Origin of the sequence: Nereida ignava, from assembly GCF_001049735.1 — a bacterium.
GTDB lineage: Bacteria > Pseudomonadota > Alphaproteobacteria > Rhodobacterales > Rhodobacteraceae > Nereida > Nereida ignava.
Genome location: NZ_CVPC01000011.1, coordinates 104,280 through 119,345 on the forward strand (window position 1 = coordinate 104,280; position 15,066 = coordinate 119,345).

Sequence of the window (15,066 nt, forward strand, 5' to 3'; positions counted from 1 at the left end):
ATAGACGACTTAGCGTGCGTTCACAGCACCCCAAAGGTCATACTCAGACGCCTCATCCACGGTCACGGATACGATTTCGCCAACGTGTAGGTCGCTGGTGTTTTCGTCGATGAAAAGGTTGCCATCAATCTCGGGGGCATCGGCTTTGGTCCGGCATGTGGCCACGCCGTCCTCATCGATGTCATCAATAATCACATCCATTGTGTGCCCCACTTTTGCGGCAAGCTTTTGGGCAGAAATGGCTTGGGCTTTCTCCATGAAACGGTTCCAGCGGTCTTGTTTAACTTCCGCCGGCACATGGTCTGGCAACGCGTTTGATCGTGCGCCGTCCACGTTTTCATATTGAAAACATCCAACACGATCGAGCCGTGCTTCATCAAGCCAATCGAGCAACGTCTGGAACTCGGCCTCGGTCTCGCCCGGATAGCCGACAATAAACGTGGAGCGCAGCGTGATGTCTGGGCAGGTCGCCCGCCAAGCTGCGATTTCGTCTAAGGTTTTTGACGCCGCAGCGGGTCGCGCCATGCGTTTTAGAACATCAGGGTGCGCATGCTGAAACGGAATATCGAGATAGGGCAGCACACCACTTGTAGGGTCGGCCATCAAGGGGATCATGTCGCGCACGTGTGGGTACGGATAGACATAATGCAGGCGGATCCACGCGCCAAGTGTTCCCAAATCACGAGCTAAATCAGTGATATGCGCGCGGTGACCGCGATCTTCGGCATGTTTTATGTCAACGCCATAGGCCGATGTGTCCTGACTAATGACAAGTAGTTCACGTACTCCTGCATCGACCAGCTTTTCGGCCTCACGGATCACCGCATGAGCAGGGCGACTTACAAGGCGGCCGCGCATGTCAGGGATGATGCAGAACTTACACTTGTGGTTACAGCCTTCGGAAATTTTCAGATAGCTGTAGTGGCGCGGTGTCAGGCTGACGCCCGTCGCGGGCAGCAGATCAATGAAGGGGTCAGGTGCAGGCGGCACAGCCGCATGAACCGCGTCCAGAACCTGTTCATACTGATGCGGGCCAGTGACGGCCAAAATATTGGGGTGATGTTCGCGAATATAATCAGGCTCCGCGCCCAAACAGCCGGTGACAATCACCTTACCGTTTTCAACCAATGCCTCGCCGATGGCATCAAGGCTTTCGGCCTTGGCGCTGTCTAGAAAACCACAGGTGTTCACGATGACAGCATCCGCACCGGTATATTCTGGGCTGATGGCATAGCCTTCTGCACGCAGGCGAGTAAGGATCCGTTCACTATCAACCAGCGCTTTCGGACAGCCAAGAGACACCATTCCAAGGGTAGGCTGGCTACTGCGTGGTTGCTCGCCAAAGCGCGCTTGTGGGGCCAGATCGGGACGAATGTTTGGAGGGTTCTCAGCCATTTGACGCTCTTTCATAAAAAGAGGCGCGTCCTTGTGAAACGCGCCGCCCTTTGGTCTTTCGTGTTCTTTTGTTCAAAAATATCCCCGCCGGAGGCATGTGCCACGGCGCACAAAATATTACCGACGGCGATCGCGGCGCGATGACATGGGTTGGAATGCTACGCCGACGTGCGCCTCGCAGTAGGGCTTGCCTGCTTTAACGGGAAGCCCGCAGAACCAGAAATCTTCTGTCGCAGGGTCACCAACTGGCCACTTGCACGTGCGTTCGGTCAATTCCATCAAGCCAATCTTCTTGGATTTTTTCTCAATTTCGTTGACCTTGGCGAGAGCCTCTGGGCTGATCTCATTCGCGGATGGCTGAGGTGGCAAGGGCTGACCTGCGGGGATAATTGCACGGCGACCAGCGACTTTGGGCTGCGGGGGCGGTGCAGCACTCTCGGTCTTTGGTTGTGGTTTCGCTGCGGGCGCCGGCGCGGGTTTCTTGGCCTCCGCTTTGGGCGCTTTTTCTTTTGCGGCGGCTTTCGCACCTGCACTACCTGCACGATTTGACAGGCCAAGTCGGTGCACTTTGCCAATAACAGCGTTACGGGTCACGCCGCCAAGCTCTTTTGCGATTTGGCTGGCCGATTGTCCCTCGCCCCACATTTTCTTCAGGATTTCGACGCGTTCATCGGTCCAGGACATTCAATGTTCCACTTTATGTTAGAGCCCGTTAGGGAGGGGCTTGAGTTCTCTGCCACGGCGCTATTCTAGTCAGGCAGACCAGCAGATACAACCAACCAAGGTGCCTTTTCAATGACTGATCGCAACCTGAGTTTAGGGCAGATGGGCGCACGCCGTTTTGGACGGGTCAATTGGCTCGGTACGCGCACGTTGGCTGAACGCGAAATTCGCCGCTTTCTGAACGTTTGGACCCAGACTTTGATGGCCCCAATGATCACGGCAGGCCTGTTTTTATTGGTGTTCAACTTGGCGGTGGGGCCACGGCGCGGGGACGTGATGGGAATGCCCTTCATGGTGTTTATCACGCCGGGTGTTTTGATGATGACCGTGATCCAAAATGCATTTGCAAATACATCGAGTTCAATCTTGGTGGCGAAAGTTCAGGGAAATATTGTTGATACATTGATGCCACCACTGTCTGCGGCAGAGATGGTGTTGGGGTATGTGGCTGGTGCGATCGTGCGCGGGCTGATCGTAGCGGTTTGCATTGCTATTGTGGGTCTTGGGTATTTTGGCGTTTGGCCTGCGCATCCGCTTTGGGCTTTGATGTTCGTTGTGCTGGGTGGTGCTTTGATGGGCGGTCTTGGCATCATCGCCGGTACTTTCGCCAACAAATTTGATCAAATGGCAGCGATCACCAATTTCGTCGTGACGCCATTGGCGTTCTTATCCGGTACTTTTTATTCGGTCAGTGACCTGCCACGTGTGATGTATGTGTTGAGCCACGCAAACCCGTTTTTCTACCTGATCGATGGTGTCCGATACGGTGTGTTGGGTATTTCTGACAGCTCACCTTGGCTTGGTCTTGGCGTATGTTTGGCAACGACTGCTCTTATTTTGGGTGTCTGTTGGTGGTGGTTTCGTACGGGCTATCGGATCAAAGCTTAGCCCGGCCTTCGCGCCATGCCAAAAGAAGTGCGCCCGTAAGAATTGTGATTGCACCAAGGATTGAGATTGCGTCCGGCATGACGTCGAAAATCACCAAGTCGTAAATGGTTGCAAAAACCAGTGTGCTGTAGCTGAACACAACAATAAAGCTGGCCTCTGCGCGCTTCATAGCGTTCACAAAACATGTCTGGGCGCAGGCCATCAGTGCGCCAAGGGCTGCAAGCGCAATCCATTGCTGGACTGTTGGCGGCTGCCAAAACGCGATGACTGCAACTGATGCTACGATGCATCCGATAAAATTATTGGTCAGCAGAATTTGAAACATCGGCTCGCGTCCTGACAGCCGTTTAATGAAAATCAATTCAACACCTAGAAAAAACGCTGCCCCAAGAGCCAAAAGTGCAGCTGGCTGAAAACTATCCGGTCCCGGGCGTAACAATATGAACGCGCCGGTAAGGGCGATTGCTGCCGCACTCCAACGCCATGGGCCAACTTTTTCCCCCAGTAGTAACGCGGCCAAAGCCATACCAAACACTGGATTGAGGAAGCTAATCGCCGTCGCGTCCGAGAGTGGGATATGAGCTACAGCAGCAAACATCAGGCACACCCCACTGCCACCAAGGCTGGTCCGGCCAATGTGAAGTCTAATGTTTGGCTTTGTGTTTAGGTGCCGCCAAAACGCCGGCAACGTCATGCAAAGTGCCAAGAACGCAAACACAAAACGACCATGGGTAATTTGTATCGGGTGCAGCGGCGCCCCGAGAGAAGTTGTTCCAAGCGCTTTGGCCAGCACGGTAGTTGCCGCTATAAACATCGTGGCCGTTATCATCAAAACAACAGCCAACAAGTTTGAGCCATTCACCTCATGGAGGGGGGGAGGGATGACCTGATTTGCGCTTGGGGATGTGTTTGATGTCATGCCATGCGGCTTGTCGCTTTTTGCCAGACCTGTCCACAATTTTGTTTGGCTGTCTCGGATTGTTTGCACGAGGTGTCGCAACGGAGGGACCAACCGTGCCTTTTTCCAAGCGCACGGTGGCTACAGGTTGGCCTGCAGAGCGTGGCAGTTCACGGGGGTCCGGATCATAAGGGGCACTTTGATGCAGGGCCGCGCGCATCATGCTGCGGCGGCGCACCCACATGGCAAAACAAATTCCAACAAAGATCGCGATGAAATACGTCATGCGTCCCGATAGCATATCATTGATTAAGAAATCGTTTGCCTAAGTCTTACTCAAGTCTGCACAGGGCAGCCTGCATTAATCATGTCTAACTTGACAGGTTCGCGGGCTTAGCCCATCCCTTGGCACTCGCATAATTCAAAAGGACGCTATGCTATGATCCCGTCTATTCTTCCCACCTATAATCGTGCCCCTTTGACGTTTGTCAAAGGTGAAGGCTCTTGGTTAGTGGAAGCTGACGGCCGACGCTTTTTGGATATGGCGGCGGGTATTGCGGTGATGTCTTTGGGACACGGCCATCCAGCGGTTGTTTCAGCACTTTGTAATCAGGCTGAAAACCTGTGGCACACATCAAACCTGTATCAGATCGAGGGGCAGCAGACCCTCGCCGATAAGCTTGTTGCGCATACATTCGCGGACACTGTTTTCTTCACGAACTCAGGAACCGAAAGCTGTGAGCTGGCTGTCAAAATGGCCCGTAAGTATTTTCACGCCCGCGGTGAGGACCGGACAGAAATCGTTGCGTTCAACGGCTCTTTTCATGGCCGTTCAAGCGCTGGGATCGCGGCAGCAGGTTCTGCAAAAATGACCGAAGGTTTCGGCCCTCTTTTGCCAGGATTTACCCATTTGGACATCGGCGATCATGACGGCTTACGCGCGGCAATTACAGACAACACATGTGCCGTAATCGTTGAGCCTGTCTTGGGTGAGGGCGGGATCATTCCGGTCCCTGAACAATGCCTTAAGGGCCTGCGTGACCTGTGCGATGCCACGGGTACTTTGCTTGTTTTGGACGAAGTCCAATGCGGTGTCGGTCGTACTGGTAAGCTTTTTGCGCATGAATGGTCCGGTATTTCACCTGATATCATGATGGTCGCAAAAGGTATCGGTTCCGGATTTCCGCTGGGCTGTGTGCTGGCGACGGAAAACGCGGCAAGCGGCATGAGTGCGGGAACCCACGGCAGCACGTACGGTGGCAACCCGCTTGGGTGTGCGGTCGGTAATGCTGTGATGGATATTATCGTGCAAAGCGACTTTCTTGATGACGTAGAGCGCAAAGGTACCCTTCTGAAAACCTTGCTTGATGATCTTGTGGCGAAACACAGCGCTGTTTTTGAGCTGGCGCGTGGGGCAGGCCTCATGGCGGGTCTTAAGTGTCGATTGCCTGTTGGTGATGTGCTTAGCGCCAGCTACGCCCAAGAGCTTTTGGTGGTGCCAGCAGGCGACAACACATTGCGACTTCTTCCGGCGTTAACCGTAACTGACACTGAGCTTAAAGATGCCGTCGCACGCCTTGATCGCGCAGCGGTCAGTCTGTCGGCCTAACTTCTTTTGTTTTCAAATATCCCGGGGGACCGGGGGCAGCGCCCCCGTTTCGCCACTTACAGGGGGAAAACCCATGAACCACTTTCTTGATATCCACAAAACATCTGCTGAAGATTTGCGCGCGATGATCGACAGCGCAAAATCGGTGAAATCGGCGCGCGCTGGGCTGCCCAAAGCCGCACCTGATCAGGATTTGCCCCTAAAAGATCGAATGGTGGCGTTGATTTTTGAAAAGCCATCAACACGGACCCGTGTCAGCTTTGACGTAGGCGTGCGCCAAATGGGTGGTCAAACAATGGTGCTGTCAGGAACGGATATGCAGCTTGGTCATGGTGAAAGCATCGCGGATACCGCGCGTGTTTTGTCCCGTTACGTCGACATGATTATGATCCGCACGTTCGAGGAAACAACCCTTTTGGAGCTGGCCGAGCACGCCAGTGTTCCCGTGATAAACGGGCTAACAAACCGGACACACCCCTGCCAGATCATGGCAGATATCCAAACATTTGAAGAGCATCGCGGCTCCATTAAAGGTAAAAAAGTCGTCTGGTGCGGTGACGGAAATAACGTTTGCGCATCGTTCTTGCACGCGGCGGGACAATTCGGATTTGACCTTACTTTCACGGGCCCTGAGCCGCTTGATCCTGAGGCTGAGTTTGTTGATCTTGCGCGCGCCAATGGCAGTACCGTTGAGATTATCCGCGACCCGATTGAAGCAGTTCAAGGCGCCGATCTGGTGGTGGCTGACACATGGGTTTCGATGCACGACAGCCAAACCACAAAAGAACGCCGCCACAATCAGTTGCGCGGGTATCAGGTTAACGATGCGTTGATGTCACATGCTAAAGACGATGCATTGTTCATGCACTGCTTGCCTGCCCACCGCGAGGAAGAAGCAACATCTTCGGTGATGGACGGAAAGCACTCTGTCATTTTTGACGAGGCTGAAAACCGGCTACATGCGCAAAAAGCGGTCATGCGCTGGTGCATGCAAGGGTAAGCGGCGTCACTTACCTTTTGCGGGGCTTTGCGCGCAGGGTTGGCTCTGCTTGTGTCGGGTCTTCGGGCCATGGGTGTTTGGGATATCTTGCGCGCATGTCTTTGCGTACATCCGCGTAGGAGCCTGCCCAAAACCCTGGAATATCCATTGTGGTTTGCAAAGGTTTTCGCGCAGGTGACAAGACAGTCACCTTTAGAGGCTTGCCGCCGACAGTTGGGTGTTTGGTAACACCGAAAAGCTCTTGCAACCTGACCTCAATTTCTGGATCAGCCTGCGAATAATCGATGGGCCGGCGATCACCAAGCGGCGTTGTGAAATGCGACGGCACAAGCTGGTCAAGCGCTTGAGTTTGCTCCCAATTCAAACAATTCCGCAATGCTTCAAGCGGGTCAAACGCCTTCCAATCCGCACTTGTGCGCACGCTGCCAAGGTAAGGAGCAAGCCAGTCCTCTAGGGTGTCGAGCAAGGCGCTGTCACTCAGGTCTGGAAATGCGCGATCGCTATTTTCGCGGGCCAAAATCACGCGGGCTTGAAATCGCTTCGCAGCTGCGGGCAGGTTCAGACCGATCATTCGAATGCCGTCGCACATCGCGCGGTTCATCTGTGCCACGTCCGCGTTTTTCCAAGCGCGATCCTCAAGGACACAGGCCCCAAGTCTCAGTTGTTCGCGCGCCATCACGCGGCTTTCTCTGCGGGACCATTCACACACAGTATGCCACACGAATTGTTCGGGCATGATTGCGCGCAGTTCGTTTTCGCTGATCGCAATGGCTTGGCGGGTCTTTGCATCGCGCGGGTTACCATCGGTATCTGTCACCACGATCAGCAGCTGTGTGCCGATCGGGTCACTGTCGGAAACAACAGCGCCCTTGCCACCAGACAAGACAAACCTGTGGGCTTGCCCCGCACGCCGCAGGCCGATGCGATCGGGATAGGCGAGTGCGGCCATTTGCGCAGCCGACAGCCCTTGATCCGGACCCGCAAGCCGCGCGAGGCGCTTGGCCTCAAGCCGTGCCGTGGCCAGCGCACTTTGGTTAACAGCGTGGGCGTTTGATCCTTTGGGGTCGCTTAGTGCACGAATGCGTAGGGTGAGGTCAGCGCCCGCACCATTAAAACCGTTCATCAGTATATCGCGCCCAGACAGCAGTGCAGCAATGGGTGCTGCACCTTTGCCCGCGCGCGCCACCATATGGGCCAGCCGAGGGTGCACTGGTAGGCGCAACAGCGCGCGGCCATGATCTGTAATCCGTCCGCTTTTTAGGGCGCCAAGCGATGTCAAAAGAGCCTGTGCTTCGGCAAGCGCACCCTGAGGGGGCGGCGTGAGAAAAGCCATATCTTCGGGAGATGACCCCCAAGCGGCCAACTCAAGAGCGAGGCCAGCAAGATCGGCGGCTTCAATTTCAGCAGGCGGAAACGCAGCAAGCGCACCGTGCTCCCCTTTGGTCCAAAGTTTGTAGGCCACCCCTTCGGCGACGCGTCCCGCACGGCCGGCCCGTTGGGTGGCTTCGGCCCGGGTCACGCGCTCGGTCACCAATCGTGACATGCCAGACGCGGGGTCAAAACGTGCGCGCCGTGAGCGGCCTGCATCAACAACCGTGCGCACGTCTTCGATGGTCAGCGACGTTTCCGCAATAGACGTTGCCAACACAATCTTGCGCCCTGTTTTGGCGGGCATGATTGCGGCACGCTGCGCTTTGAAATCCATTGCCCCGTAAAGTTTGTGCACCGCACAGCTTTTGTCCAACTGGCCTTCAAGGGCGCGGGCGACGCGCGTGATCTCGCCCTGACCGGGCAAAAACACCAGCACACCGCCCTCAGGTTGCTCGGTCACCGCCTGCACGATTAGATCAGCACAGGCCAGTTCAAGCTTTTTGTCTTTCTTGAGGGGGGCATCAAGCCAACGCTCTTCCACGTCAAAGGCGCGCCCTTGCGAGGTAATGATCGGTGCGCCCAGCATTTTGGCCACGGGCTCTGCATCAAGGGTGGCAGACATAACGACCAGTTTGAGGTCTGGCCGTAGTGCCGAGCGGCTTTCGTGCGCAAGGGCCAAGCCAAGGTCCGCGTTGAGAGACCGCTCGTGGAATTCATCGAAGACCAGCGCGCCAACGCCCTCAAGGCTGGGGTCTGTTTGGATCATGCGGGTTAGAATACCCTCTGTCACCACTTCGATACGGGTGTTCGGGCCTGCTTTTGCCTCGCCGCGCATCCTGTAGCCGACCTGCTCGCCCACGGGTTCGCCAAGGGTGTCTGCCATACGCTCTGCGGCGGCACGGGCGGCAAGGCGGCGGGGTTCAAGCATAATTAACTTTCCCTCAAACACACCGCCTTGCAACAGGGCCAAGGGAACCCGCGTGGTCTTGCCCGCCCCGGGGGGCGCCTGCAAAACAAGCTGGCCGTGCTGTGCGATGGCGGTGATCACATCGCTGATAACGTCTTCGATGGGTAGTCTCATGCGAACTGGTTTACGGGGCAGGGCGGTGGGGCCACAACCTCAAACTCGCGTGGGCCACAGTGTTGGCAGGCGCTAGACATAGGCGGCGCGTCGGGCCATGAAAGGCATATGGATTTGATAGCTGAACTTCCCAAAGGCAACCGGCGCGCTTTGGCGCGGGCGATTACGCTGGTTGAAAGCACACGGGCGCAGGACCGCGATGCGGCTTCGGAGTTGATGGCGCAACTGCCTCATGACCGCCAAGCGCTGCGCATTGGTTTGTCGGGCACGCCTGGTGTCGGCAAGTCGACCTTCATCGAAAGCTTCGGTTTGCATTTAACGGCGCAGGGTTTGCGTGTGGCTGTGCTTGCGGTTGATCCCAGTTCGGCGCGGTCAGGCGGTTCGATTCTTGGCGACAAGACCCGCATGGAGCAATTGTCCCGTGATCCGAACGCCTTTATCCGCCCTTCGCCGAGCCAAACCCAATTGGGTGGCGTTGCGCGCCGCACCCGCGAGGTTGTGCGATTATGCGAGGCTGCGGGCTTTGATGTGGTGTTGATCGAGACAGTAGGCGTCGGGCAATCTGAAACGATGGTCGCGGATATCTCAGATGTGTTTGCGCTTTTGATGGCACCAGCGGGGGGCGATGAGTTGCAGGGCGTAAAGCGCGGCATCATGGAAATTGCTGATCTGGTGATTGTGAATAAAGCCGACGGTGATTTGAAGGCGGCAGCGACGCGCACATGCGCAGATTATGCGGGCGCGCTTCGGCTTTTGCGCAAGCGAAGTGGGGACCCAGTTGGATTTCCCAAGGCTTCGATGGTGTCAGCATTGACTGCCCATGGACTGGATGAGGTCTGGGCCGATATCAAAGCCCTGCGCGATTTCAGGCAGCAGTCTGGATTTTGGCAAACGCGGCGTCAGGACCAAGATCAGCGGTGGTTCGACCAAGAGTTGCATTTTGGCCTGCTTGAACTTTTACACTCTGACCCGAAATCCGCCCGAATTGTTGAAGAGGCGCGTGAAGCGATTCACCAAGGAACCCGCACACCGGTGCGCGCCGCTGCACAGATTCTGGCCAGCTTTCGCAAAACCTAGCGTAGCTTGGGTGAAATAAGCCACCACATTCGGGGTAAAGGGTTGATTCAAGTCTTGACGCTTGGGTCGCAGGCTTTTATTGCAAGCCAATCGAATTTGACGGCCCGCTGCAATGCGCGGGTCTTATCCGTTTAAGAAGGGGATATCCCATGTCTCGCGTTTGCGAATTCACAGCTAAAGGCCCGATGACTGGCAACAACGTCAGCCACGCCAAAAACCGTACGCGTCGTCGGTTCCTTCCAAACCTTCAGGACGTGACACTGCGCTCTGAAACACTTGGTCGCGACTTCAAATTCCGCGTCAGCGCTGCTGCTCTGCGCACTGTTGATCACCGCGGTGGTCTTGATGCGTTCATGGCAAAAGCAAAAGACGCTGAGCTTTCTGCAAGCGCGCTTAAGCTCAAAAAAGAAATCATGAAAGCAACGGCAGCAGCCTAAGCTTTTTGATTTTGATGAATTCAGCCTCGCATGGGTTCCATGCGGGGCTTTTTCTTTGCGCCATTACCTGAACATGCATGATCTCGATTGTACTGTTACCGCTTGCGATGCGCGCTTTTGCCCCTTTTGAGGGCAGTCCAACATTGCTATTCACCACCTTATGAGACGGATTTCCGCCCTTTTGTTGAGCCTGCTGCTGCTGGTCACTGCCCAAAGCAGTGCCTTTGCGCATGGTCGAATGATTGTCGCGGATCAATTCGTCATTTGCTCGGGTCAGGCCCTTCGCGTTGTGAATGTGGATGTGCACGGCAATGAAGTAAGCGTCCGTGATGTATGCCCTGATTGCGTCCAGCTAAGCGCGGCCAGCATACCGGTTGCGCCTGAGGTAGGTTTTAACACTGACGTTTGGCCCGTCAAAGTAGTCGCCGTGCGGCTACTAGCGGTTTCAAAAGTGGCCCCTAAACGGAGCAGGACCCGCGGCCCGCCTTTTGTAGTGTGAATTTTCCAGCAAATTTACATCGATAAGGACGACTGAAATGAAAAAGATACTTTTGACCACAGCTCTGCTGTCTGTGATGGCGACCGCCTCGCACCCGCACATGATGATTGAGGATGCCTACGCTCTTGCTGCTTCACCAAATGCCAAGGCAGGCGCTGCGTTCATGGAAATCACGAACCACAGCGAAACGGCTGACCGGCTGGTAGCAGCCAGCAGCGACGTGGCAGCTCGCGTGGAATTGCACACTCACATCGAAAAAGACGGGGTGATGCGCATGACCGAATTGGAAGATGGCATCCCGTTTGAAGCGGATGAAACGGTCTTGCTAAAACGCGGCGGAATGCATGTGATGTTCATGGGGCTGAATCGCTCGCTGAACGATGGGGACTTGGTTGAGGTCACGCTATCGTTTGAAAATGCGGGTGATGTGACAATCGAAGTGCCGGTAGATTTGAACCGCAAACCGGATCCAAATGCCCATGGCGCGGGTCATTCGGGTCACAACCATTAAGCTCATCGCGGTACGGTTACTGACTAAATAAAAAAGGCGGGCCTGTGCGGTCCGCCTTTTGCCATTACATCATACGATGCTTCATGAGCAGTAGGCCTCAGCCGTTTCACCAAAGCGTTTGTATTTTTGCCAAAAACTTTCGTGTGTGCCGCGGTCTGATTGGCGCACGTCTTGGGCGCGCTGTGGGTCATCAAAGAACTTGGCCGCCTGCCGTTGGTCGCGCCGTGTCAGCGTGATGTCCGCAGCACTTTGGATGCAGCCACACAGTTGATAGGACACAGCCTCACGGGCTGATTGAAGGCACGCGTTCTGGATAGGTTTCGCTACAACCGGTGCGGCCATACCAACAGGCAGCGTCGCCGTCAGAGCCGTGATCAGCAATAGGTGTTTCATCTGTCTGCCTCGATCCAAACCGAGCGCCGTGATGTTTCACTATCCGCCCGAAAGGTTAATTCGTGAAGTCCAATTGCCACGTTTTGCGCTAATTTTCAAATCACGATTGCACCGCCCCCTGCGGCACGTGGTCAAGGCACATCAATTGCCATTGACCCACCTGTCATTCCGGCACATATCCTTTTGCCATGAGCACAGATTTGTCACACATCCGCAACTTCTCGATCGTGGCCCACATCGACCACGGTAAATCAACTTTGGCCGACCGTTTGATCCAAGAGACTGGCACGGTGCAAGATCGCGATATGAAAGCGCAGCTACTCGACTCAATGGATATTGAGCGCGAGCGCGGCATCACGATCAAGGCCAACACAGTGCGGATCGAGTACAAAGCCAACGATGGTGAAAACTACGTGCTCAACTTGATCGACACCCCCGGTCACGTTGATTTCGCCTATGAGGTTTCGCGTTCTATGCGCGCTGTTGAAGGCTCGCTTCTTGTTGTGGACAGCACCCAAGGTGTGGAAGCGCAAACCTTGGCCAACGTGTATCACGCGATTGAAGCGGATCACGAGTTGGTGCCTGTGCTGAACAAGATTGACTTGCCTGCGTCGGATTTGGACCGCGTTGCCGAGCAAATTGAAGACGTGATTGGCATTGATGCCTCTGGCGCCATCGCTGTGTCTGCCAAGACCGGACAAGGCATCCGTGAGACGCTGGAGGCTATTGTGACCCGCCTGCCGTCGCCTAAGGGTAATCCTGATGGCACGCTGAAGGCGATGCTGGTGGATTCGTGGTATGATGCGTATCTGGGCGTGATCGTGTTGGTTCGCGTTATCGATGGCCGCCTGAAAAAGGGCGACCGCATTAAGTTCCTTTCAAATGGCACAACCCACCACGTTGACCGTGTTGGCGTGTTCCGCCCTGAAATGGAGCCCTTTGACAGCCTCGGTCCAGGCGAGATTGGCTTTTTGACAGCTTCGATCAAGCAGGTCCGCGACACGCGCGTGGGTGATACGATCACCCATGACAAGAAAGAAGTTGAGGCGTTGCCGGGCTTCAAACCTGCACAGCCCGTGGTGTTCTGTGGGCTTTTCCCTGTTGATAACGCTGAGTTTGAAGACCTGCGCGATGCGATTGAAAAGCTTGCGCTGAATGATGCGTCTTTCTCGTTTGAGATGGAAACATCTGCCGCGTTGGGCTTTGGTTTCCGCTGTGGGTTCCTTGGATTGCTACACCTTGAGGTCATCCGTGACCGGATTGAACGCGAGTATGACATTGAGCTGATCACCACCTCGCCGTCGGTTATCTATCATGTGTACGGGCGTGATGGCTCTATGATTGAGCTGCATAACCCCGCTGACATGCCTGATCCTGCCACAATCGACCACATCGAAGAGCCGCGCATCAAGGCGACCATTTTGGTGCCGGACGAGTATCTGGGCGATGTGCTAAAGCTGTGCCAAGACCGCCGCGGTGTTCAGCAAGACCTGACCTACGCGGGTTCACGCGCGATGGTTGTGTATGATCTGCCGCTCAACGAAGTGGTGTTTGATTTCTACGATCGGCTCAAGTCAGTGACCAAGGGCTATGCCTCGTTTGACTATCAGATGATCGGATACCAAACGGACCGTTTGGTGAAAATGTCGGTGTTGGTAAACGACGAACCTGTAGATGCGCTTTCAACTATGGTGCACACGGACCGCGCAGAACAGCGTGGGCGCGCTATGTGCGAAAAACTCAAGGATCTGATCCCGCGCCATATGTTCAAAATCCCGATTCAAGCAGCGATTGGTGGCCGTGTGATTGCACGTGAAACCCTGTCTGCGATGCGCAAAGACGTGACTGCCAAATGTTACGGCGGCGATGCGACGCGTAAGAAAAAGCTGCTTGAAAAGCAGAAAGCGGGTAAGAAAAAGATGCGTCAGTTCGGCAAAGTCGACATCCCGCAAGAGGCGTTCATTTCCGCCCTCAAAATGGACAACTAGACGCCAGTGCGGTTTTGCCATGCGGGTAGCACGTCGCCCGCAGCAGGTTTTGCTTCATAAACGGCTCGTGCGATTGCGCGGCTCAAACACAGCGCCGCGGCTAGCCCGATTTCAAAAAGCGCCATGTCATCAAGACTGGCGCTTTTTTCATGTCCGGTTGAGACACCAAACACCAAGTCCCCATCAAACGGGCTATGCGCGGGCACAATCGCGCGCGCGATCCCATCATGGGCCGCGACAGCCATGCGGTGACATTGCGCTTTGCTGAGCGGTGCATCCGTTGCAACGATTGCAATCGTGGTGTTGCCGCGCGCGTCGGGCGGGGTGAGCTTGTGACTTTGGAAAAGCCCATGGCCTTGGGCACCGGCTCCCATGCCTAAGCCGCCAAACTCGCTGTCGATCTCGAATGGTGCGGCCCAGAAATGTGGCCCCTCTGGGACGGTAACGGAGCCAACAGGATTTGCTGCAACCAACGCGCCGACGGTGAAGGGGCCACTCGCCCCCTCAATCACCATACTGGCTGAGCCAAGCCCGCCTTTTTCGCGTCCCGTCAGGGCGCCCGTTCCTGCACCAATGCTGCCTAATGCGAAGGACGTTGATGCATTTGCATAGGCTTCTGTGCCCAATGACCGGTAGGGGTTGTCGGCCCAGTTTTTGTCGCCGCCGTTGAGTAAATCAAACAGGATCGCCCCTGGCACAAGAGGGACGCGCGCGTCCCCGACTGCGTATCCGCGACCGTCCGCATAAAGTGCGTCCATTACCCCCGAACACGCATCCAAACCAAAAGCAGACCCGCCCGACAAAACCAACGCATCTACCGCAGCCACAGTTTTATCAGGTGCAAGAAGGTCCGTTTCACGCGTACCAGGCGCACCGCCCATCACATGCACAGACGCAGTGAACGATGCATCCGCGCAAAGCACTGTGCTTCCTGATTTAAGGGTGTCATCTTGGGCGTTGCCGACTTTTAGTCCAGCTACATCGGTGATAAGATTAAGGGGACCGGTCTGCATGTTTCGCCTCATTTGATGTGCGGGAAGGAAGGGTCGGCGCAGCGGCCAGTAACGCGCGGGTATAGGGGTGTTTGGGGGACGTATAGACGTTTTCTGTCATGCCTTGTTCTACAATTTTGCCATCTTTCATCACCATCACGCGGTCCGTAATTGTCCGAACAACCGATAGATCGTGGCTGATGA

The 15,066-nt window shown here is 55.4% G+C and carries 15 protein-coding genes; 7 read left to right on the top strand and 8 right to left on the bottom strand.

Annotated features, from left to right (window positions below):
- Positions 1-9: 9 nt before the first annotated feature.
- Positions 10-1,395, bottom strand: coding sequence for a 30S ribosomal protein S12 methylthiotransferase RimO (gene rimO / locus NIG5292_RS10395; RefSeq protein ID WP_048599495.1), 1,386 nt, complete (start codon positions 1,393-1,395; stop codon positions 10-12).
- Positions 1,396-1,512: 117 nt separating this feature from the next.
- Positions 1,513-2,079, bottom strand: coding sequence for a GcrA family cell cycle regulator (locus NIG5292_RS10400; RefSeq protein WP_048599470.1), 567 nt, complete (start codon positions 2,077-2,079; stop codon positions 1,513-1,515).
- A 111-nt stretch (positions 2,080-2,190) separates the two neighbouring features.
- Here NIG5292_RS10400 and NIG5292_RS10405 point away from each other — a divergent pair, with 111 nt between their 5' ends.
- The gene (locus NIG5292_RS10405) at positions 2,191-3,006 is read left to right on the top strand and encodes an ABC transporter permease (RefSeq protein WP_048599471.1); all 816 of its coding nucleotides are present in this window, start codon (positions 2,191-2,193) and stop codon (positions 3,004-3,006) included.
- Here NIG5292_RS10405 and NIG5292_RS10410 read toward each other — a convergent pair.
- Positions 2,996-3,925 (bottom strand): DMT family transporter, encoded by a 930-nt coding sequence (locus NIG5292_RS10410; protein WP_082136688.1) that lies wholly within the window; start codon positions 3,923-3,925, stop codon positions 2,996-2,998. The two genes, NIG5292_RS10405 and NIG5292_RS10410, sit on opposite strands and share 11 nt — an antisense overlap.
- 418 nt (positions 3,926-4,343) lie before the next feature.
- On the opposite strand from NIG5292_RS10410, the gene NIG5292_RS10420 reads away from it, so the two are divergent.
- Positions 4,344-5,513 (top strand): aspartate aminotransferase family protein, encoded by a 1,170-nt coding sequence (locus tag NIG5292_RS10420; protein WP_048599473.1) that lies wholly within the window; start codon positions 4,344-4,346, stop codon positions 5,511-5,513.
- Between the two features lie 73 nt (positions 5,514-5,586).
- Positions 5,587-6,513, top strand: coding sequence for an ornithine carbamoyltransferase (gene argF / locus NIG5292_RS10425; RefSeq protein WP_048599474.1), 927 nt, complete (start codon positions 5,587-5,589; stop codon positions 6,511-6,513).
- 10 nt (positions 6,514-6,523) lie between these two features.
- Here the strand turns inward: argF and hrpB are convergent, their stop codons facing one another.
- A complete protein-coding gene (gene hrpB, locus NIG5292_RS10430; RefSeq protein ID WP_048599475.1) occupies positions 6,524-8,965 on the bottom strand; it encodes an ATP-dependent helicase HrpB in 2,442 nt (813 codons plus the stop codon).
- Positions 8,966-9,073: 108 nt separating this feature from the next.
- On the opposite strand from hrpB, the gene meaB reads away from it, so the two are divergent.
- On the top strand, positions 9,074-10,042 hold the full coding sequence (gene meaB / locus NIG5292_RS10435; protein WP_048599476.1) for a methylmalonyl Co-A mutase-associated GTPase MeaB: 969 nt from the start codon (positions 9,074-9,076) through the stop codon (positions 10,040-10,042).
- A gap of 149 nt (positions 10,043-10,191) precedes the next feature.
- Positions 10,192-10,479 carry a 50S ribosomal protein L28 gene (rpmB, locus tag NIG5292_RS10440; RefSeq protein ID WP_048599477.1) on the top strand — a complete coding sequence of 96 codons (288 nt, stop codon included), beginning with the start codon at positions 10,192-10,194 and terminating at the stop codon, positions 10,477-10,479.
- Here rpmB and NIG5292_RS10445 read toward each other — a convergent pair.
- Positions 10,454-10,735 carry a hypothetical protein gene (locus tag NIG5292_RS10445; RefSeq protein ID WP_143081990.1) on the bottom strand — a complete coding sequence of 94 codons (282 nt, stop codon included), beginning with the start codon at positions 10,733-10,735 and terminating at the stop codon, positions 10,454-10,456. The two genes, rpmB and NIG5292_RS10445, sit on opposite strands and share 26 nt — an antisense overlap.
- A 280-nt stretch (positions 10,736-11,015) precedes the next feature.
- On the opposite strand from NIG5292_RS10445, the gene NIG5292_RS10450 reads away from it, so the two are divergent.
- A complete protein-coding gene (locus tag NIG5292_RS10450) occupies positions 11,016-11,489 on the top strand; it encodes a copper chaperone PCu(A)C (RefSeq protein WP_048599479.1) in 474 nt (157 codons plus the stop codon).
- A gap of 81 nt (positions 11,490-11,570) precedes the next feature.
- Here the strand turns inward: NIG5292_RS10450 and NIG5292_RS10455 are convergent, their stop codons facing one another.
- Positions 11,571-11,882: a hypothetical protein gene (locus NIG5292_RS10455; RefSeq protein ID WP_074842122.1), complete on the bottom strand. Its 312-nt coding sequence runs from the start codon at positions 11,880-11,882 to the stop codon at positions 11,571-11,573.
- A gap of 188 nt (positions 11,883-12,070) precedes the next feature.
- Between NIG5292_RS10455 and lepA the strand changes: the two genes are divergently transcribed.
- Complete coding sequence (gene lepA / locus NIG5292_RS10460; RefSeq protein ID WP_048599480.1) at positions 12,071-13,870, top strand: translation elongation factor 4; 1,800 nt, start codon at positions 12,071-12,073, stop codon at positions 13,868-13,870.
- Here the strand turns inward: lepA and NIG5292_RS10465 are convergent.
- Together NIG5292_RS10465 and NIG5292_RS10470 are read right to left on the bottom strand one after the other, a co-directional pair.
- Complete coding sequence (locus NIG5292_RS10465) at positions 13,867-14,883, bottom strand: P1 family peptidase (RefSeq protein ID WP_048599481.1); 1,017 nt, start codon at positions 14,881-14,883, stop codon at positions 13,867-13,869. The genes lepA and NIG5292_RS10465 overlap by 4 nt on opposite strands.
- The coding region (locus NIG5292_RS10470; RefSeq protein WP_048599482.1) for an oligopeptide/dipeptide ABC transporter ATP-binding protein at positions 14,864-15,066 on the bottom strand (203 nt) is incomplete at its 5' end. The genes NIG5292_RS10465 and NIG5292_RS10470, both read right to left, overlap by 20 nt.